Below are 18,651 nucleotides of genomic sequence, written 5' to 3' on the forward strand. Positions count from 1 at the left end.
GAATTTTTTGTTGTTATTTTTTAATAGATTATTTTCTCGTTTGGTTTTTGGAAAACGACTTTTAAAACGTCGTTTCTTTCACTTAGAAACTTAATGAGATGTCTTTTTAAAAAAAGATAATCAAACAGTCTTCCCAAAAGGCCAAATGGAGTTTCATATTGTAATTTGTCTTTCATAATCGTAATTCCATTTTCTTCTTCAAAAAAATGTTCGTGTTTGAAGGATTTGAATTTGCCTTTTTCCATTTCATCCACAAAATAATCATAAAGATTCATTGCAGTAATTCGGCTTTTGTGAGTGAGATAAAATCCAAAATGCTTTCCTCGCCAAGTTACGGTTTCTCCCAAGTTTATTAAACCTGACATAACACCGTCAATTGCTTTTTCTTTTGTTGCGCTCGCAGATTGTTGATGAATATCAATATTTCTTGAAACGTCGAAAACGATTTGTTTTGGTGCTTTTATTTTGGTTGTGAGGTTTATTGTTGTCATGATTTTGGTTGTTTTCTGTGTTATGTTTGTCATCCCGAGGAACGAGGGATCACACTAGAGATTCCGCAAAGTATATTGACAATTCTTTGTCGATCTCCTAGTGTGATCCCTCGTTCCTCAGGATGACAAAATGCGTGTGGTTTTAGCGCAATAAATCTTTAAAAGCCTCATCAATATTCCCAAACTTAAATCGAAACCCATTTTCTAAAAGTCGTTTTGGAACTACGTTTCTGCTTTTCAAAACCAATTCTGTTTCTGTACGAATAAAAAAAGAACCAATTTCCAAAAAGAATTTATTCATCGGAATTCCAAATGGAAAACCAACCACTTTTCTTAGTTTCTGCATAAAATCAACATTTCGAATCGGTTCTGGAGAAACTACATTGATAACGCCAGTAATTTCTTTTTCAATAATAAAATTAACTGCATTCGCAAAATCCTCTTCATGAATCCAGCTTACAAATTGATTCCCTTTTCCTTGTTTTCCTCCGAAACCCATTTTTGCCAAAGTCTTTAACGGAATAAATGCACCGCCATTTTTTCCTAAAACAATAGAAGTTCGCAAAGCCGTTTTTAAAGTCTTTGGTGTTTCAGTTTTAAAAAATGCCTTTTCCCAAGAAAGTGCCACGTTTATAGAAAAGTCATTTCCAATTTCGCCATCAACTTCATCCATTTGTTCGTCAAGTGAAAAACGATAAATAGTTGCCGTTGATGAATTCAGCCAATGTTTCGGTGGGTTTTGGCAATTTAAAACTGCTTTATTTAGAATTTTTGTACTGTCAATTCTAGACCAGAGAATTTCTTTTTTGTTCTTTTTGGTATAACGACAATCAACAGATTTTCCTGCGAGATTAATTAAAGCTGTTGCGTTTTCTAATTCCTTTTCCCAGCCAGTAAAAGTTCTGGCATTCCAGTTTACATATTTTATTTCGTCAATTGTTTGAGATTTTCCACGAGTTAGAATTACAATTTCTTCAAATTTATTTTTGAAATGATTCACTAAAACTTGTCCTAAAAATCCAGTTCCAGCGGCAATTATGAGTTTTTTCATTTTCTTAAGTATTAAACTCAACAGGTTTTTTAAAACCTGTCGAGTTTCGTTAAAAATTAAGCTTTAAAAACTAATCTCTCTTCTTGCTGAGCTTCTTTAGCTTTTCTTTTTCCTCTAAAAAAGAAATATAAATTTAAGAATAGCATTATACCAAGATAAATAGAAAATCCGCCAATTTTGTAGCTTAATCTCTCAATTAATTCCTGATAACTGTCTTGACTTAATTGTAGTTCTAGAATCATTAAGGCAAAACCAATATTTAAAAGATAGAATCCAGTTTCAAAAAGTTTGTTGGTTGCTTCAGCGATTTCTTCGCGCCCTTTAAAAATGTCAAGCATAAATATTTTTCCGTTTTTGAAAAGAGTTTTAGAAACATAGTAAGTTAGAAGTAAAGCAACTGGTAAATAAATTCCGTAACCGATTAAGATTTTTGTAGTTTCCATGATATTTGAGTGTTAGTTGTTGTGAATTAATTTTTGAACGTATTTGGTTATAATCAAAATGTTGAGGTAATGCAGAATGGAAATAATAAAAACGATGATAGCTGTTTTTATACAAATTGTTTCGATCAATTGAGTGGAAGAAATGATTTTTCGCCAAGAAATTAAAGTCATCGCACAATAGCCAATGTTTAAAAGATAATAGGCCAAAAGCAAAACCTGATTAATTTTTTGGCAGATGCCAGCGTGATGCGGAATTAGATCTGCAACATAAATATTTCCGTTTTTGTAGCAGATTTTTCCAACTTGCAGAATGATGAAAGTTGTAATTCCTAAATAGACTAAATATCCGATAATGTTAAGGTTCATAATTTCTTTTTTTGATTATAGATAATAAACGTTAGAAAGAATATTAAGGAAATTGGTAATAAGAAAAGCCAAGTAAATTCTCCGTCCCAAATCAAAAAGAAAAAAATTACCAATGAGAAATAAATGTATATGAATTTGTTTTTCGGAAATAAAATAAGAAATAGAAAAGCAGCTAAAACTTGTAGTGCTCCTGTAATTGCTATTCCGTAAGCTCCTGCCAGTAAAAATGTTAATGCACAAATATTGATAATTTCCACTATTTTAAAAGTTGTTTTCATAATTACTGTTGTTTTTAAACTTTCAGAAAAAAATGAAAGTTTGAATTAAATTTTTTTATTTCATCATTTTGATAACCAATTTCCCTAGCCAGTTTTCGTTGAATTCAGTCATTTTGTCCAGCATATTATCAGCTTTTAAAACGAAATCATACAATTTAGTTGTCTGATCCACAAAGTGTTTTTCTTCTGCAGAATCTTTAGCTTCGATTGTCGAAACTTCTTTTAAGATTTTAAGAGTAGGTTTAATTTCTCTTTTGCTTCTTTCTCTGGAAATTTTAACTGCCAATTCGTCTAAATCTTTTTCAGCTGTGAAAAACTCTTTTCTTTCTCCAGCTTTAAATTCTTTATAAACAATTCCCCAATCCATTAATGCTCGTAGGTTCATGCTGGCGTTTCCGCGAGAAATCTGCAATTCTTCCATAATGTCTTCCATAGAAACAGGCTCGTTCGAAACCATTAATAAAGCGTGGATCTGTGCCATCGTTTTATTAATTCCCCATTGAGAACCTAATGCTCCCCAGGTTTGTACAAACTTATTTTTTGCTTCTTTGAATTCCATGGATCAAATGTAAGTAAAAGTTTTTAAACTTTCAAAAATAATTGAAACATATTTAACAAATTATAAAGTTGTGTTAATTCGGCGCTTGAAATTTTCGATTAAATAATTGTACAGCTATTTTTGTAAAAATCACTTTTTATGGAATTATACTACACATTTTCGGTGCTGATTGTATTGGCATCTTTCTTCGCCTATTTGAATTTAAGATTTTTAAAACTTCCTGGAACCATCGGAATTATGATTATTGCTATGTTGGTTTCAGTAGGAATTCGTCTTTTGGGAGATTCTTATTTTCCTGCAACGACAAAGCATTTTTTTGATCTGATAAAAGAATTCGACTTCAACGAAATCCTAATGGGAGCGATGTTGAATTTCCTTTTATTCGCAGGAGCTCTTCACGTAAATATGTTTGACCTTAAGGAACAAAAGGTTCCAATCATGATTTATTCGACAGTGAGTGTCGTTTTATCAGCCTTAATTATTTCTGTTCTGCTATATTATATCGCGCCACTTTTAGGTATAACTATTCCGTATATTTTTTGCTTGGTTTTCGGAACATTAATTTCTCCAACAGATCCAATTGTAGTTTTGGGGGTTTTAAAAGAAGCTAAGGTTCCTAAAAGAATCGAAACCAAGATTGTTGGTGAATCATTATTTAATGACGGAGTTGCGGTTGTAATGTTTGCGGTTGTCCTTAAAATGGCGACTGATCCAACATTTGATGCTACTTTTGGTTCAATTAGTTGGTTATTTATCAAAGAAGGAATCGGCGGACTTTTATTAGGTGCAGTTTTCGGATTTACAGCGTCTAAGGTCATGAAGAAAATCGATGATTATAAGGTTTCGGTTTTAATTACCCTTTCTATCGTGACAGGAGGGTTTTTAGTTGCTCAAGCGTTGCATGTTTCTAGTCCGCTTGCAATGGTGGTTTCGGGATTGATTATTGGAAATTATGGTAAAAAAGTTGCGATGAGTGAAGTAACTAAAGATTACCTTGGCAAGTTTTGGGAGCTTATCGATGAGATTTTGAATGCTGTTCTGTTCCTTTTTATAGGTTTTGAATTGTTGTTACTTCCAAATTTAGACAAACAGTTATTGACAGGGGTTGTTGCCATTTTTATAGTGCTTTTTTCAAGATTAACATCAATAGTTTTGCCATGGAAATTCTTTGATATATTCAAGTTCTTCGGAATCAAATCGGCCTACAACAAAGGTTCTTTGATGGTTTTGGTTTGGGGAGGAATTCGCGGAGGAGTTTCTATTGCATTAGTGCTTTCTATGCCAGAGGGAGAATATAAAAACCTGCTTTTGGAAGTAACTTATATTGTAGTTTTATTTTCTATTGTGGTTCAAGGATTGACAGTTGGGAAATTAGCTAATAGAGTTTTGGAGAAAGAGTAAAGATTTCGAAAGATACAAGAGCAAAGAAACAAGATTTTTGCTCTTTGTCATTAAAATTTATAACTGAAAAACCCTGCAAAGAACTAGCAGGGTTTTGTTTTTTTATCGTTTATCGTCTTTAGAATAATTCGATTCTCCATTAATATTAATTTCTCCACCTAAAAAGCGTGGTTCGCGATTTCTCAAAACATCAAAAAAAGATTTGAAAATCGAACCATATTCTCTAAAGCGAACATAATTATATCCAAGATATTCTCCTTTATTAGCGGAATATCCAGAAGATTTAATGCCAAGTTTTTGTCCGATATAAATAGCACGATTTAAATGATATTCCTGCGAAATTAAAGTTGCTTTTTTAATCTTAAAAATATGTTTTGCACGATACATTGTTGAGTAAGTGTCGAAACCTGCATAATCGATAAAAATCTTTGTAGTGTCAACACCATGATTATAACAGTAGTTTTTCATAACCGTTAATTCGTCATATTCATCGCGACCATTATCACCCGAAAGTAAAATTTTATTAATTCGTTTTGCCTTCCAAAGCATAATTCCTGCATCTAGACGATCCTTTAAATATTTGCTTGGCTGATTTCCATTAATGCCTGCACCAAAAATAATTCCGACATCATTTTTAGGAAACTTCTTTATTGAATAATAAATGTACTTTTTGGTCGAAGATTTGACGTAGTAATTTACCGAAACAATGGCAATCAATCCGATAATTGCAAGATAAAGTGCTATTTTAAAATATTTTTTCACGGCTTGTATTTGTAAGATTAAGATTTAAAAGACGAAGATAAGTAAATTTATTTCTAAGAAAAATCAAATAAAAAAACCGAAGCTTTTTTGCTTCGGTTTCAAAATTCGGTTCTCTAAGAAGCTTAGCAACTTAGAACCTTAGTATCTTAGAATCTTTACAACAATCCTGCTCTTTTCAACAAAGCTTCAGGTTTTGGTTCTTGTCCTCTAAAACGTTTGTACAAAGTCATCGGATGTTCTGTTCCTCCTTTTGAAAGCACATTGTCTTTGAATTTTTTTGCAATTTCTTCATTGAAGATCCCATTTTCATGGAAATATTCAAAAGCATCGGCATCTAAAACTTCTGCCCATTTGTAGCTGTAATATCCAGAAGAATATCCGCCTTGAAAAATATGTGAAAAAGCGGTACTCATCGCATTTTCTTCTACATCAGGATACAATTGCGTATTGGCAAATTGTTCTGTTTCGAAAGTTTTTAAATCTGAAATAGAAGTTGGATCTTGTCCGTGCCAAGCCATGTCTAATAATCCGAAACTTAATTGACGCAATGTCGCTAAACCTTCCTGGAAACTTGCACTTTCTTTAATTTTCTGAACATACTCAATCGGAATAATTTCTCCTGTTTCATAATGATTTGCAAACAAAGCCAAAGCTTCTGGCTCGTAGCACCAATTCTCCATAATCTGACTTGGCAATTCTACGAAATCCCAATAAACAGAAGTTCCTGATAAACTTGGATAAACAGTATCAGCTAGCATTCCGTGTAATCCGTGCCCGAATTCGTGGAATAAAGTTGTTACTTCATTAAAAGTCAATAACGAAGGTTTTGTTTCTGTTGGTTTTGTAAAATTACAAACGTTCGAAATATGTGGTCTTTCGTTTACGCCATCTTTTACATATTGTGATTTGAATGAAGTCATCCACGCGCCGTTTCTTTTTCCTTTTCTTGGGAAGAAATCGGCATAGAAAATCGAAACTAAATTTCCGTTAGTATCTTTTACTTCATAAGTTGTAACTTCTTCGTGGTATTTATCGATATCAAAAACCTCAGTAAAAGTTAAACCATATAATTTTTTGGCAACGGTAAACGCCCCGTCTAAAACTTTTTCTAATTGAAAATATGGTTTAAGCTTTTCATCATCTAAATTAAAAAGCTGTTGTTTTAATTTTTCAGAATAATAAGCGCCGTCCCATTTTTCTAATTGTTCGATTCCGTCCAATTCTTTTGCGAAAGCAGTTAATTCTGCAAATTCTTTTTGAGCTGCTGGTTTTGCTTTAGACAATAAATCATTTAAGAAAGAGAATACTTTTTCTGGACTTTCGGCCATTCTTTCTTCTAGAACAAAATGCGCATGCGTTTTGTAACCTAATAAATTGGCTCTTTCATGACGAAGTTTGGCAATTTTTAGAACGTTTTCTTCATTGTTGAATTCATTCTTTTGGAAACCTTTTGCACCAAACGCAATTGCCATTTTTTTACGCAATTCACGATTATCAGCATAAGTCAAAAACGGAACGTAACTTGGATGATCTAAAGTGAAAATCCAGCCTTCTTTTTCCTGATTTTTGGCTAGTAATCTTGCCGCTTCGATTGTGCCTTCTGGTAAACCTGAAAGATCTTTTTCATGAGTCAAATGCAATTCGAAGTTGTTAGTTTCTGCCAAAACATTTTCACCAAACTGCAAACTCAATTTCGATAATTCTTTGTCGATTTCTCTTAATTGATTTTTCTTGCCTTCTGGTAAATTCGCTCCGTTTCTAGAAAAGCTTTTGTATTTTTTATCTAATAAAGTAGTTTGCTCTGGATTAAGATTCAAACTTTCTTTTTGATCGTAAACAGCTTTTACTTTCGCAAACAATTCAGCATTCAAACGAATGTCATTTCCAAGTTCTGAAAGCCAAGGCGAAACTTCCTGTGCAATTTTCTGCATTTCGTCATTGGTTTCAGCCGAATTCAAATTGAAGAAAATACTTGAAAGACGATCCAAAATATCGCCAGAATAATCCATAGCTACAATTGTGTTTTCAAATGTAGACGCATCTGGATTATTTACAATTGCATCAATTTCGGCTTTAGCCAAAGCAATTCCTTCTGTAAAAGCAGGAACATAATCTTCGATTTTGATTTGCGAAAAAGGTGCAGTGTTATGTTTGGTGTTGAAATATTGTGTTAATACGCTCATATTTGTAGTTTTCAGTCTCAGTCTCAGTTTTCAGTGCAACTGAGACTAAAGAGTTAATTTTTTGAGTTTTCGGTCGCAGTCTCGGTTTTCACTGTGACTGAAAACTGAGACTGCGACTTGCGAACTATTTAAGGCTTTCAGCCGCTTTATTAACCGCAGCTTTCAATTCTTCTTTATAAGAAATAATCGTATCTAAAACTTTTTTATCGTGGCTTCCGATGATTTGTGCTGCTAAGATCCCAGCATTTTTTGCACCGTTTAAAGCTACCGTTGCAACTGGAACTCCACCAGGCATTTGCAGAATCGATAAAACAGAATCCCATCCATCAATAGAATTGCTTGATTTTACAGGAACTCCAATTACAGGAAGCGGAGACATTGAAGCTACCATTCCAGGTAAATGTGCTGCACCGCCCGCTCCAGCAATAATTACCGAGATTCCGCGGTTGTGTGCATTTTTGCTGAAATCGAATAATTTCTCCGGCGTTCTGTGTGCCGAAACGATATCTACTTCAACTTCTACATTAAATTGTTTTAATATGTCGATTGCATCCTGCATAACTGGCATGTCGGAGATGCTTCCCATTATAATAGCTACTTTGCTCATTTTGTTTTTTGTTTTATTGGTTTCAAGTTTCAAGTTTCAGGTTTCAGGTTTCAGGTTTCAAGTTAATACTGAGACTTCAAAAAAATATAGTTTTTAAACTGAATACTGTGACTGAGACTGAAAACTAATTTATTCACTAATAACTTTAATAGTTTCCTTTACTTCTTGCGCAATTCTTCTAGCCTCAGCCATATCTTCATTTACGATAGTAACGTGACCCATTTTTCTGAAAGGGCGAGTTTGTTTTTTTCCGTAAATGTGTGGTGTAACGCCGTCCCATCCTAAAATGGTTTCGATGTTTTCATAAACCACATTTCCAGAATGACCTTCGGCACCTACTAAATTTACCATAATTCCGGCAACTTTGCTGTCTGTATTTCCTAACGGAAGATCTAAAATAGCGCGTAAATGATTTTCGAATTGTGAAGTATAACTTGCTTCAATAGAATAATGACCAGAATTGTGCGGACGTGGTGCCACTTCATTAACTAAAATTTCATCATCTTGAGTCTGGAACATTTCAACTGCTAAAAGACCAACGTGGTTGAAATTCTCTGAAACTTTTAAAGCAACAGCTCTTGCTTTTTCGGCTACTTTATCGTCGATTCTTGCTGGACAGATTACGTATTCAACTTGATTTGCTTCTGGGTGAAATTCCATTTCTACAACCGGATACGTTTTCATTTCTCCTGATGGATTTCGTACCACAATTACCGCCAATTCATTTTTGAACGGAACCATAGTTTCTGCAATACATTCTACATTTGGCAATGTATCTAAATCTGAAACTTGGCGAACTATTTTTACACCATTTCCATCGTAACCAAATTCGGTGCATTTCCAAACAAATGGCAATTTGATTGTTGATTGTTCATTAACGATTTCTGATTTTAGATTTTCAAGGTTCTCAAATCTTTTGAAAGGTGCAGTTGGGATATTATTTTTAGCGTAAAAATCTTTTTGAACGCCTTTATTCTGAATTCCTTTTAAGGTTTTTGGAGATGGATATACTTTTAAACCTTCATTTTCTAGTTGCGTTAAAGCTTCAAGGTTTACCAGTTCAATTTCAAAAGTCAAAACATCGACTTGTTTTCCGAAATTGTAAACCGTTTCATAATCCATTAAATCGCCTTGAAAAAACTTGTTGCAGGCAATTTTACTAGGCGCTTCGTCGCTTGGATCTAGAACGTATGTTTGTATATCAAATTTTCTGGTGTCAAACAAAAGCATTTTGCCTAATTGTCCGCCACCTAATATTCCTAATTTAAAATCAGAAGAAAAATAATTCATTTTGTGTTGTGTTTTTGCAAAGATACTTTTTAATCTTTTTTTAGCCAAAATTTAGTTTTTTATGCCACTCCCGATAGCTATCGGGATAAAAGGATTAGAAAGGATTTTTTTTGTTTGCCACGAATTACACAAATTTCCACTAATTTTTTTAGACCGAATTTGAAAAAAAATAATTCGTGAAAATTTGTGTAATTCGTGGCAACTAAAACCTATTTTATTTTCTTTAAAACTTCTTTGGCTACGGCTTTATAGGCTGCAGTATGATCGCCGAAATCTTTGTCAAGAATAACTTTGAGTTCGGGATGTATCCAGTCGTAATGATTTCCTAGAATGTATAGAGTTCTTATGGAATAGGCCTTTGTAGCGACTTTGGTGTCATTAATAAGCCAGTCAAAAGAAGCTTCAATACAGTCTTGAAGATTTTCTTCGGAGAGTTTTATGCCATTTTCGTTTTTCTTATAATGGGATTTTACCAAAAGCTGAACGACTTTTGCAATCGGACGCATGGCACTTTCATCTTTTAAAACTTTCAGATTTGAACAGAAAAAATCTAGATGAGGTTGGAGCCAATTTAATTCTTCGTACGAAACAAATTCTAAAATCCAACAAGCTTTATGATTGTTTTTATCTTCGGGTGAAAAGCAAATCGAAACCAATTCGCTAAAAAGCGATGGGTTTTCTAGAACATCTTGCGCAGCTTTTAGACGGTTTTCTCTATAAGCATTTACGTAATCCAGTTTTTTCTGCAGTTCGGAAAGCATTGTTTTTGAGATTTAATACGGCGCTAAAATAAATAATTTAGCGAGACAATTCCGTAATAGTTTGTGAGTGGTATGAGATAGTAAAATCGCTCCACACAATTCAGCGCCATAAACACTAGAAAGTGGACCTTATCAATATTTTGGACTTCACTTTTTTGGGCGGAACTGTTTTTAGAATAAAAAAGAAAAACAAAGAAGAAGAAAATATTTTTTGAAAGGCATAAAAAGAGCTGGGATAGAACGCAATTTTATTTAACACATAGAAACATAGCATTGATTGAGGCAAAAAAGGCGTTTGACTTATTTAAAACTCACATCCCGATGCTTCGGGGTCATGCAAGAAAATGAGATTTTTTGTAACATCTTTTTAAACAAAAATCTATATTTCTATGTGTTTAGAATCTTTTTAGAGTTGGAATTTGGTGCTTCAAAATTGCCCATAGGCAAGACAGTCACTTTAGTGACATTACTTTTAGATTCGATAGCGTAGGGTGCAGGAAGCGTAATATCTCCAATAGCAGTTTTTACAACATTTCCAGGCTGTTTGGCAAGAGCTTCTTTTTCTTCTTTTTTTACTTGCCCATTGCAGCCTGTCATTAAGGCTAATAGCGGTATATAAAATAGGGCTAAGGGTTTTTTCATTATTTTTGCGGTTAAATGGTTAGGGTACAGCAATTTACTTAAATTTGGAATAGGGTTAAAAAATATTTTGTAAACATTAACTGATATTTAACATTCTTAAAAAATATCTCGATACAGTTTATTTTGATAGAAGCAGTTAAGTTGTAATTCTGTATCTTTGTCCATTATTTTAAAAAGAAAAATAATGATACAACTTCACGATAAACAATTTGTTCCGTTTATTTCGGCTAAAGAAATTGATTTTGCTTTAACTAAAATAGTAGCTCAGGTAGAAGACGATTTTGGAGATGATACGCCAATTTTTATTGGAGTTTTGAATGGTGCTTTTATGGTCGTGTCAGATTTTCTAAAAAAATATAAAAAACCATGCGAAGTTTCGTTTATAAAAATGGCATCGTATGAAGGAACTGAAACAACAAATGCAGTTAAAGAATTAATTGGAATCAATCAGGATCTTTCAGGAAGAACCGTAATTATCATCGAAGATATTATTGATACCGGAAATACGATTGAAGAATTAAAGCACTTGTTTAAAGCGCAAAATGTAAAGCATTTTAAAATTGCAACATTGTTCTTTAAGCCAGAAGCATACAAAAAAGACATAAAAATAGATTATATCGGAATTCGAATTCCGAATAAATTTATTGTAGGTTACGGTCTGGACTATGATGGTTTAGGAAGAAACTTAACCGAGATTTACAAATTAGCAGAATAACAAAACACAACTAAATATTCATTTAAAGACTTCTGAAAGACAGAGGTAACAACACTCATTTCAATTATGATTAACATCGTTTTATTTGGAAAGCCTGGTGCAGGAAAAGGAACTCAGGCAGAATTTTTAAAAGAGAAATACAATTTAACACACCTTTCAACAGGAGATATTTTTCGTTTCAATTTAAAAAATGATACTGAACTAGGAAAACAAGCAAGAGTTTTTATGGACAATGGAGAATTGGTTCCTTGCGAAGTAACAACTGCAATGTTAATTGATGAGGTGAAAAAACACCCAGATACAGCAGGATTTTTGTTTGACGGTTACCCAAGAACAATCAATCAGGCTGAAGCTTTAGACAAATTTTTACCAACAATCGGATCTAACGTAACTGCAACAATCGCTTTAGAGGCAGATGACGAAATTTTGGTTGCACGTTTATTGGAAAGAGGAAAAACAAGCGGAAGAGCTGATGATCAAGACGAAGAGAAAATTCGTGTGAGATATCAGGAATACAATGAGAAAACAGCTCCGCTAATTGGATATTATAAAGAACAAAATAAGTTTCACGCCGTAGATGGTATCGGAACGATTGAACAAATTACAGAGCGCTTAACGTCAGTTATAGATAATTTGTAGAAGCTTCTTCCAGCTGTACGTTACGAGTCCTCGCTAAAAAAACTATTTTTCTATACCATAAAACGAGCTTCCTTCGGTCGCTGTTTTCTGGCAAGAAAAATTAGTTTTTTTAGCTCCGGGCTCTTCTCTTCCATCTGGGCTATTTTAGATTACGATTACAAATTACATTAACGAGACTATTTTATAACGAATCCCCTATCAATTGGAAATACTAATAATATTTTTTCTAATTCTATTAAACGGAGTTTTCTCCATGTCTGAAATCGCTTTGATTTCGGCCCGTAAAAACAGGCTCGAAACGGCAGCAAAAAAAGGCAATAAAAGTGCTAAAACGGCACTCGATTTAGCCAACTCCCCAAATAAATTTTTGTCTACAGTACAAATTGGAATTACCTTAATCGGAATTTTAACCGGTATTTATTCTGGAGATAAAATCACGGCAGATGTTGAACTTTTTGTGGCGGGAATTGCCGTTCTTAAACCTTACGCACATTCAATCGCTGTTGGAATTGTAGTGGTAGTTTTAACTTTTTTCTCATTGGTTTTGGGAGAATTGCTTCCAAAACGAATCGGATTAAATTATCCAGAAGCTATTGCTAAAATGGTGGCGATGCCAATGAAAGTGATTTCGATTATTACAGCACCATTTATTTGGTTGCTAACTTCTTCAACAGATTTTTTACTGAATGTCCTTCAGATAAAACCAACTGCTGATGGAAAAGTTACAGAAGAAGAAATTAAAGCCATTATTAAAGAAGGAACTGAAGTTGGGGAAGTTCAAGAAATAGAACAAGACATTGTGGAGCGTGTTTTTCATATTGGAGACAGAAAAGTAAACTCTTTAATGACACACCGCAAGTCGGTAGATATGCTGCCATTAAAAGCAGATAAAGAAAAAATCAAAGAATTAGTAGTTCAGGATCTTCATGCGGTTTATCCTGTTTACAATGATAATTACGATGATATTGTTGGAGTTGTAACACTTAAAAATATTTTTGCGAATATTGAAAAAGATAATTTCGATTTAGCAGCCATAATGTCTGATGCTCCTTATTTAATGGAACAAACTACGGCTTATAAAGCATTAGAGAATTTCAAAAAAACAGGTGTTCACTATGCTTTAGTTTCAGATGAATATGGAGTTTTTCAAGGTATGATTACTTTGAATGACATTTTGGAAGCGTTAGTTGGTGATGCGGCAGAATTTTATAAAGACGAATTCCAGCTTATAGAAAGAGAAGATGGTTCGTGGTTGGTTGATGGACATTATTCGTTGCATGATTTCTTGACATATTTCGAGTTAGACGAACTAACAAACGATTACGAAGTAAACACCGTAAGCGGAATGATTATGACTGAGCTGTCTCACATTCCAAAAGAAGGAGAGAAATTAGTTTGGCAGAAATTCGTTCTAGAGGTAATCGATATGGACGGCGTTAAAATTGACAAAGTGCTTGTAAGAGCATTAAAAGAGTAGAGAGAATTTGTTTTAAGTTTCAAGTTTCAAGTTTCAAGTTGCGTAACGCATAACCTGAAACCTGAAACTTGAAACTTGAAACTTTACATAAACAAAGAAAATGACAGAAGGAAATTTTGTAGACTACGTTAAGATATATGTTTCTTCCGGAAAAGGAGGAAAAGGATCTACGCATTTACATAGAGAGAAATTTATTGAAAAAGGCGGTCCCGACGGAGGAGATGGAGGTCGCGGAGGACATGTGTATTTGGTTGGGAATAAAGGACTCTGGACATTATTTCATTTGAAATTTGCACGCCACATTAAAGCGGGTCACGGTGGAGACGGTGGTGGAGATCGTAGTACTGGTGCAGATGGAGAAGATAAAATTATCGAAGTGCCACTAGGAACTGTTGTTAAAGACAAGGAAACTGGCGAAACACTTTTTGAAATTACAGAACACGGAGAGAAACAAATCCTTGCAAGAGGAGGAAAGGGAGGTTTAGGAAACTGGCATTTTAGAAGTTCTACAAACCAAACACCTCGTTATGCACAGCCAGGTTTACTTGGCGTAGAAATGGATGTTATTCTAGAACTTAAAGTTTTAGCCGACGTTGGTTTGGTAGGTTTCCCGAATGCTGGAAAATCTACTTTATTGTCTGTGCTAACTTCAGCAAAACCAAAAATTGCCGATTATCCTTTTACGACTTTAAAACCAAATTTAGGAATTGTGGCTTACAGAGATTTTCAATCTTTTGTAATTGCCGATATTCCCGGAATTATTGAAGGTGCTGCTGAAGGTAAAGGTCTGGGGCATTATTTCTTGCGTCATATTGAACGTAACTCAACTTTATTGTTTTTGATTCCTGTTGACACGGCAGATATTAAAGGAGAATATGATATTTTGGTTAACGAATTAACGAAATACAATCCTGAAATGTTAGATAAAGAACGTCTTGTTGTTATTTCAAAATGCGATATGCTGGATGATGAATTGAAAGCAGAATTGAAAGCAGAATTAGATGTTTCTTTCAAAGATGTTCCTTATATGTTTATTTCGTCTGTTGCGCAGCAAGGTTTGACAGATTTGAAAGACAGGCTTTGGAAAATGCTTAATGAATAATAAAGCTTACTTAGATATCAAAAAGGTGTTCTGTTTTCAGAACGCCTTTTTTGTTTTATAATGTTAAATTCGTAATAAACAGTTAAAAATCTATTCTCATATTTAATTTTAGAATCGTTTAAGATGGAATAATTGTCAAAATGGCTTATATTCGCATCACTTAAACAAAATAACATGAAAAAAGTAATTTTATTCTTGACCATGTGCCTTATGGCTTTCCCAATGAGAGCCGATGAAGGAATGTGGTTTTTGATGTTTATCGAAAGATTGAACCATAGAGATATGGAAAAAATGGGCTTGCAATTGACAGCCGAAGAAATTTACAGCATTAATCACCATAGCTTAAAAGATGCGATTGTACAGTTCAATGGAGGTTGTACTGCTGAAATCGTATCAAACAGCGGTTTGGTTTTGACTAATCACCACTGTGGATATAGTGCAATTGCAGAACTTTCAACTGCAGAGCAAAACCATTTAAAAGATGGTTTCTGGGCAAAAAGCCGTTCAGAAGAACTAAAACCAAAATCTTTATTCGTTCGTTTCTTCGTTCGTATGGATGATGTTTCAAAAAGAATCTTATCTAAAGTAAACGATCAGATGACAGAAACTGAAAGAAATAAAATCATTCAGCAAGAGATTGCTTTGATTGAAAAAGAAAACAGCGAAAACGGGAAATACACTGTTTCTGTTCGTCCTTTCTTTCAAGGAAATGAATATTACTATTTTGTGTACCAAGATTATACAGACGTTCGTTTAGTGGGAACTCCTCCTGAAAGCGTTGGTAAATTTGGTGGAGATACAGACAACTGGGAGTGGCCTCGCCAAACTGGAGATTTCTCTATGTTTAGAGTTTATGCAGATAAAGACGGAAATCCTGCTACATATTCTAAAGACAATGTGCCTTTAAAACCAAAACACTATTTGCCTGTTAGTTTAAAAGGTGTAAAAGAGAATGATTTTGCAATGATCTTGGGTTATCCAGGAAGAACAAACCGTTGGATGCCAGCTGGAGGAATTGAGCAAAACATTAAATATGCTTATCCTGCTTGGGTTGAAGGTGCAAAAACAGGAATGGATGTAATGAAAAAGTATATGGATAAAGATGCAACTGTTCGTTTACAGTACGCTTCTAAATATGCTTCAACTGCAAACTACTGGAAAAATCGTCAAGGTATGATCGATGCTTTAACAAAAGCAGGTACGGTTGATACTAAAACAGAACAAGAAGATAAATTCTATGAGTGGGCTACTAAACCTGCAAACAAAGAGAAATACGAAAATGTAATTCCGACTATCAACGATTATTACAGAGAAACAAACTTAAAAGCACGTCACGATAATTATTTGACTCAGCTTTTACGTACTTCAGCTTATGCTACAGCACCAGCTAATTTAGGAAATGCATTAATTGCTTACTACAAAGAAAATGATGCGAAGAAAGCAGAAATGCTTCCTAAAATCAATGCAATGGTAGAAAGCATTTATGGAGATTTTTATGCTCCATTAGAAAAAGATGTTTTAGTAGCTCAACTGAATCTGTATGCTTCTAAAGCTGCAGAATATGGACTAGCTCCAGAAATTGCAAAAATGAAAACGGCTAACAATGGAGACTTTGCTGCTGATGTGGCAAAAGCAACAGAAGTGAGTTATTTTACAACTAAAGAAAAAGTATTAGCATTTTTGGCTGATCCGAAACCATTAGCAATTGTACACGATCCGTTGTATATTATTTCTAATGATTTGTTGACAAAATACCGTGCTAAAACAGACGATCAGGCAAAAGCAGATGATGGTTTTGCAGCAGCTTACCGTAAATTGGTTGAAGGTTTAAGAGAATCTAAATTGAACGCAATTAAATATCCAGATGCAAACTCTACTTTGAGATTGACTTACGGAAAAGTTCGCGCTTTACCTGCAGATCCTCGCAACGATGCAAAAATCAACAACTATACTACAATGGAAAGTATGGTTAAAAAATACAAAGCAGGAGATCAGGAATTTGACTTGCCAGCTCGTTTATTAGAATTAAACAAGAAAAAAGATTTCGGACAATATGCTGATAAAGCGGGTTACATGCCAGTAAACTTCTTAACTGACAACGATATCACTGGAGGAAACTCTGGTTCACCAGTTCTTAACGGAAAAGGAGAATTAATCGGAATTGCTTTTGACGGTAACATCGAAGCTATGGCTGGAGACGTAATTTTTGATTCTAAATTGCAAAGAACTATCAACGTAGATATTCGTTATGTACTTTGGATTATCGACAAATACGCTGGAGCTAAAAACATTATCGACGAATTGACGATTGCAAAATAATCTTTAATTCTGATTATAAATATCAAACCCGACAAGTTTTAAAAACTTGTCGGGTTTTTTTATTGTCTTCTAATTAATTTATCTCTAAAACCAAATGTGACATATTATATTTCCTTATTTTTGAAAAATAATTATGGAGTTTAATAAGTTATTTGCCATTTCGATTAACCGATTAAACAGTTTAACGATTAAACATTTTAAATGAAAACACATTTCATCGCCATTGGCGGAAGCGCTATGCACAATCTTGCATTAGCATTACATAATAAAGGATACCAAGTTACAGGAAGCGACGATGCTATTTTTGAGCCTTCAAAATCAAGATTAGAGAAAAAAGGAATTCTTCCTGTAGAATTGGGTTGGTTTCCAGAAAAAATCACTTCAGATATTGATGCTATTATTTTGGGAATGCATGCGAAAGCAGATAATCCTGAATTGTTAAAAGCGCAAGAATTAGGTTTGAAAATCTATTCGTATCCTGAATTTTTATACGAACAATCTAAAAATAAAACTCGTGTTGTAATTGGTGGTTCTCATGGTAAAACTACGATTACTTCAATGATTTTACACGTAATGCACTATCATAACATTGCTGTTGATTATATGGTTGGCGCGCAGTTGGAAGGTTTTGATACTATGGTGCATCTCACGGAAGAAAATGATTTTATGGTTTTGGAAGGTGATGAGTATTTGTCTTCACCAATTGACAGACGTCCGAAATTTCATTTATATCAGCCAAACATTGCTTTGATTTCTGGAATTGCTTGGGATCATATTAATGTTTTTCCAACGTATGAAAACTATGTGGAGCAGTTTGAGATTTTCATCGAAAAAATTACAAATGGCGGAATTTTAGTTTACAACGAAAATGATCCAGAAGTAAAACGTGTTTCTGAAGCAGCAACAAATCCAATTAGAAAAATTGCTTATTCAACTCCAGAATATTCTGTAAATGATGGTGTGACTTTGTTAAAAACTCCGGAAGGGGATATGCCGATTGAAGTCTTTGGAGCGCACAACTTGAATAACTTAGCAGGAGCAAAATGGATTTGCCAAAATATGGGCGTTGATGAAGAAGATTTCTACGAAGCAATTGCAAGTTTTAAAGGCGCATCTAAACGTTTAGAAAAAATTGCCGAAGGAAAAGGAAAAGTAGCTTATAAGGATTTTGCGCATTCGCCAAGTAAAGTGGCTGCAACAACTAAAGCGGTAAAAGAGCAATATCCAAATAGAACTTTAGTCGCTTGTTTAGAATTGCATACTTATAGTAGTCTAAATGCTGAGTTTTTAAAAGAATATGAAGGAGCTTTAGAATATGCTGATGTTGCTGTTGTTTTCTATTCGCCAGATGCTGTAAAAATTAAACAACTAGAAGAGGTGACTTATGAGCAAATAGCGACTGCATTCAATAGAAAAGATTTAATCATTTATACTAATCCTTCTGAGTTTAAAGAATATCTATTTAATTTAAATTTAGACAATTCCGCACTTTTATTAATGAGTTCAGGAAATTATGGAGGTTTGAATTTTGATGAGGTTAAAAGTTTGATTAATTAGAAAATTAG

The 18,651-nt window shown here is 33.9% G+C and carries 19 protein-coding genes; 7 read left to right on the forward strand and 12 right to left on the reverse strand.

The window, feature by feature from the left end; all coding sequences use genetic code 11:
• Positions 1-20: 20 nt before the first annotated feature.
• The 6 genes from DM397_RS21725 to DM397_RS21750 form a co-directional block, all read right to left on the reverse strand.
• Positions 21-491, reverse strand: coding sequence for an SRPBCC family protein (locus DM397_RS21725; protein ID WP_111380283.1), 471 nt, complete (start codon positions 489-491; stop codon positions 21-23).
• Between the two features lie 142 nt (positions 492-633).
• Positions 634-1,542, reverse strand: coding sequence for a TIGR01777 family oxidoreductase (locus tag DM397_RS21730; protein WP_111379691.1), 909 nt, complete (start codon positions 1,540-1,542; stop codon positions 634-636).
• Positions 1,543-1,598: 56 nt separating this feature from the next.
• Positions 1,599-1,985: a hypothetical protein gene (locus DM397_RS21735; RefSeq protein WP_111379693.1), complete on the reverse strand. Its 387-nt coding sequence runs from the start codon at positions 1,983-1,985 to the stop codon at positions 1,599-1,601.
• Between the two features lie 12 nt (positions 1,986-1,997).
• Entirely contained in the window at positions 1,998-2,351 is a 354-nt protein-coding gene (locus tag DM397_RS21740) for a hypothetical protein (RefSeq protein ID WP_111379694.1), read from the reverse strand.
• Complete coding sequence (locus DM397_RS21745) at positions 2,348-2,629, reverse strand: hypothetical protein (RefSeq protein WP_111379696.1); 282 nt, start codon at positions 2,627-2,629, stop codon at positions 2,348-2,350. Before DM397_RS21745 ends, DM397_RS21740 begins: the two co-directional genes overlap by 4 nt.
• 55 nt (positions 2,630-2,684) lie before the next feature.
• Positions 2,685-3,188, reverse strand: a complete 504-nt coding sequence (locus tag DM397_RS21750; RefSeq protein WP_026727910.1) for a GbsR/MarR family transcriptional regulator — start codon at positions 3,186-3,188, stop codon at positions 2,685-2,687.
• Between the two features lie 138 nt (positions 3,189-3,326).
• On the opposite strand from DM397_RS21750, the gene DM397_RS21755 reads away from it, so the two are divergent.
• Positions 3,327-4,589: a cation:proton antiporter gene (locus DM397_RS21755; RefSeq protein ID WP_111379697.1), complete on the forward strand. Its 1,263-nt coding sequence runs from the start codon at positions 3,327-3,329 to the stop codon at positions 4,587-4,589.
• A gap of 102 nt (positions 4,590-4,691) precedes the next feature.
• On the opposite strand, the gene DM397_RS21760 is transcribed toward DM397_RS21755, so the two are convergent.
• From DM397_RS21760 to DM397_RS21785, 6 genes are all read right to left on the reverse strand, one after another.
• Positions 4,692-5,351 (reverse strand): SanA/YdcF family protein, encoded by a 660-nt coding sequence (locus DM397_RS21760; RefSeq protein ID WP_111379699.1) that lies wholly within the window; start codon positions 5,349-5,351, stop codon positions 4,692-4,694.
• Between the two features lie 155 nt (positions 5,352-5,506).
• Positions 5,507-7,534: a M3 family metallopeptidase gene (locus DM397_RS21765; protein ID WP_111379701.1), complete on the reverse strand. Its 2,028-nt coding sequence runs from the start codon at positions 7,532-7,534 to the stop codon at positions 5,507-5,509.
• Positions 7,535-7,658: 124 nt separating this feature from the next.
• On the reverse strand, positions 7,659-8,141 hold the full coding sequence (purE, locus tag DM397_RS21770) for a 5-(carboxyamino)imidazole ribonucleotide mutase (protein WP_008464237.1): 483 nt from the start codon (positions 8,139-8,141) through the stop codon (positions 7,659-7,661).
• Between the two features lie 129 nt (positions 8,142-8,270).
• On the reverse strand, positions 8,271-9,431 hold the full coding sequence (locus DM397_RS21775) for a 5-(carboxyamino)imidazole ribonucleotide synthase (RefSeq protein WP_111379703.1): 1,161 nt from the start codon (positions 9,429-9,431) through the stop codon (positions 8,271-8,273).
• 209 nt (positions 9,432-9,640) lie between these two features.
• Positions 9,641-10,192 carry a hypothetical protein gene (locus DM397_RS21780; RefSeq protein ID WP_111379704.1) on the reverse strand — a complete coding sequence of 184 codons (552 nt, stop codon included), beginning with the start codon at positions 10,190-10,192 and terminating at the stop codon, positions 9,641-9,643.
• A gap of 387 nt (positions 10,193-10,579) precedes the next feature.
• Entirely contained in the window at positions 10,580-10,834 is a 255-nt protein-coding gene (locus tag DM397_RS21785; RefSeq protein WP_239457894.1) for a hypothetical protein, read from the reverse strand.
• Between the two features lie 184 nt (positions 10,835-11,018).
• On the opposite strand from DM397_RS21785, the gene hpt reads away from it, so the two are divergent.
• The 6 genes from hpt (at position 11,019) to DM397_RS21815 (ending at position 18,643) form a co-directional block, all read left to right on the forward strand.
• A complete protein-coding gene (gene hpt, locus DM397_RS21790; RefSeq protein WP_111379706.1) occupies positions 11,019-11,549 on the forward strand; it encodes a hypoxanthine phosphoribosyltransferase in 531 nt (176 codons plus the stop codon).
• 66 nt (positions 11,550-11,615) lie between these two features.
• Positions 11,616-12,188, forward strand: a complete 573-nt coding sequence (locus tag DM397_RS21795; protein WP_111379708.1) for an adenylate kinase — start codon at positions 11,616-11,618, stop codon at positions 12,186-12,188.
• A gap of 202 nt (positions 12,189-12,390) precedes the next feature.
• Positions 12,391-13,665 (forward strand): hemolysin family protein, encoded by a 1,275-nt coding sequence (locus DM397_RS21800; protein WP_111379710.1) that lies wholly within the window; start codon positions 12,391-12,393, stop codon positions 13,663-13,665.
• Positions 13,666-13,765: 100 nt separating this feature from the next.
• A complete protein-coding gene (gene obgE / locus DM397_RS21805; RefSeq protein WP_111379712.1) occupies positions 13,766-14,767 on the forward strand; it encodes a GTPase ObgE in 1,002 nt (333 codons plus the stop codon).
• A gap of 174 nt (positions 14,768-14,941) precedes the next feature.
• Positions 14,942-17,086, forward strand: a complete 2,145-nt coding sequence (locus DM397_RS21810; RefSeq protein ID WP_111379714.1) for a S46 family peptidase — start codon at positions 14,942-14,944, stop codon at positions 17,084-17,086.
• Between the two features lie 201 nt (positions 17,087-17,287).
• The gene (locus DM397_RS21815) at positions 17,288-18,643 is read left to right on the forward strand and encodes a UDP-N-acetylmuramate--L-alanine ligase (protein ID WP_111379715.1); all 1,356 of its coding nucleotides are present in this window, start codon (positions 17,288-17,290) and stop codon (positions 18,641-18,643) included.
• Positions 18,644-18,651 lie beyond the last annotated feature (8 nt).

The sequence above is a fragment of the Flavobacterium nitrogenifigens genome, assembly GCF_003254565.1.
GTDB lineage: Bacteria > Bacteroidota > Bacteroidia > Flavobacteriales > Flavobacteriaceae > Flavobacterium > Flavobacterium nitrogenifigens.

What these genes read in the sequence shown, in the direction of transcription:
- DM397_RS21725 (WP_111380283.1), bottom strand. Translation starts at nt 491, where the DNA reads ATGACAACAATAAACCTCACAACCAAAATAAAAGCACCAAAACAAATC.
- DM397_RS21730 (WP_111379691.1), bottom strand. Translation starts at nt 1,542, where the DNA reads ATGAAAAAACTCATAATTGCCGCTGGAACTGGATTTTTAGGACAAGTT.
- DM397_RS21735 (WP_111379693.1), bottom strand. Translation starts at nt 1,985, where the DNA reads ATGGAAACTACAAAAATCTTAATCGGTTACGGAATTTATTTACCAGTT.
- DM397_RS21740 (WP_111379694.1), bottom strand. Translation starts at nt 2,351, where the DNA reads ATGAACCTTAACATTATCGGATATTTAGTCTATTTAGGAATTACAACT.
- DM397_RS21745 (WP_111379696.1), bottom strand. Translation starts at nt 2,629, where the DNA reads ATGAAAACAACTTTTAAAATAGTGGAAATTATCAATATTTGTGCATTA.
- DM397_RS21750 (WP_026727910.1), bottom strand. Translation starts at nt 3,188, where the DNA reads ATGGAATTCAAAGAAGCAAAAAATAAGTTTGTACAAACCTGGGGAGCA.
- DM397_RS21755 (WP_111379697.1), top strand. Translation starts at nt 3,327, where the DNA reads ATGGAATTATACTACACATTTTCGGTGCTGATTGTATTGGCATCTTTC.
- DM397_RS21765 (WP_111379701.1), bottom strand. Translation starts at nt 7,534, where the DNA reads ATGAGCGTATTAACACAATATTTCAACACCAAACATAACACTGCACCT.
- purE (WP_008464237.1), bottom strand. Translation starts at nt 8,141, where the DNA reads ATGAGCAAAGTAGCTATTATAATGGGAAGCATCTCCGACATGCCAGTT.
- DM397_RS21775 (WP_111379703.1), bottom strand. Translation starts at nt 9,431, where the DNA reads ATGAATTATTTTTCTTCTGATTTTAAATTAGGAATATTAGGTGGCGGA.
- DM397_RS21780 (WP_111379704.1), bottom strand. Translation starts at nt 10,192, where the DNA reads ATGCTTTCCGAACTGCAGAAAAAACTGGATTACGTAAATGCTTATAGA.
- DM397_RS21785 (WP_239457894.1), bottom strand. Translation starts at nt 10,834, where the DNA reads ATGAAAAAACCCTTAGCCCTATTTTATATACCGCTATTAGCCTTAATG.
- hpt (WP_111379706.1), top strand. Translation starts at nt 11,019, where the DNA reads ATGATACAACTTCACGATAAACAATTTGTTCCGTTTATTTCGGCTAAA.
- DM397_RS21795 (WP_111379708.1), top strand. Translation starts at nt 11,616, where the DNA reads ATGATTAACATCGTTTTATTTGGAAAGCCTGGTGCAGGAAAAGGAACT.
- obgE (WP_111379712.1), top strand. Translation starts at nt 13,766, where the DNA reads ATGACAGAAGGAAATTTTGTAGACTACGTTAAGATATATGTTTCTTCC.
- DM397_RS21810 (WP_111379714.1), top strand. Translation starts at nt 14,942, where the DNA reads ATGAAAAAAGTAATTTTATTCTTGACCATGTGCCTTATGGCTTTCCCA.
- DM397_RS21815 (WP_111379715.1), top strand. Translation starts at nt 17,288, where the DNA reads ATGAAAACACATTTCATCGCCATTGGCGGAAGCGCTATGCACAATCTT.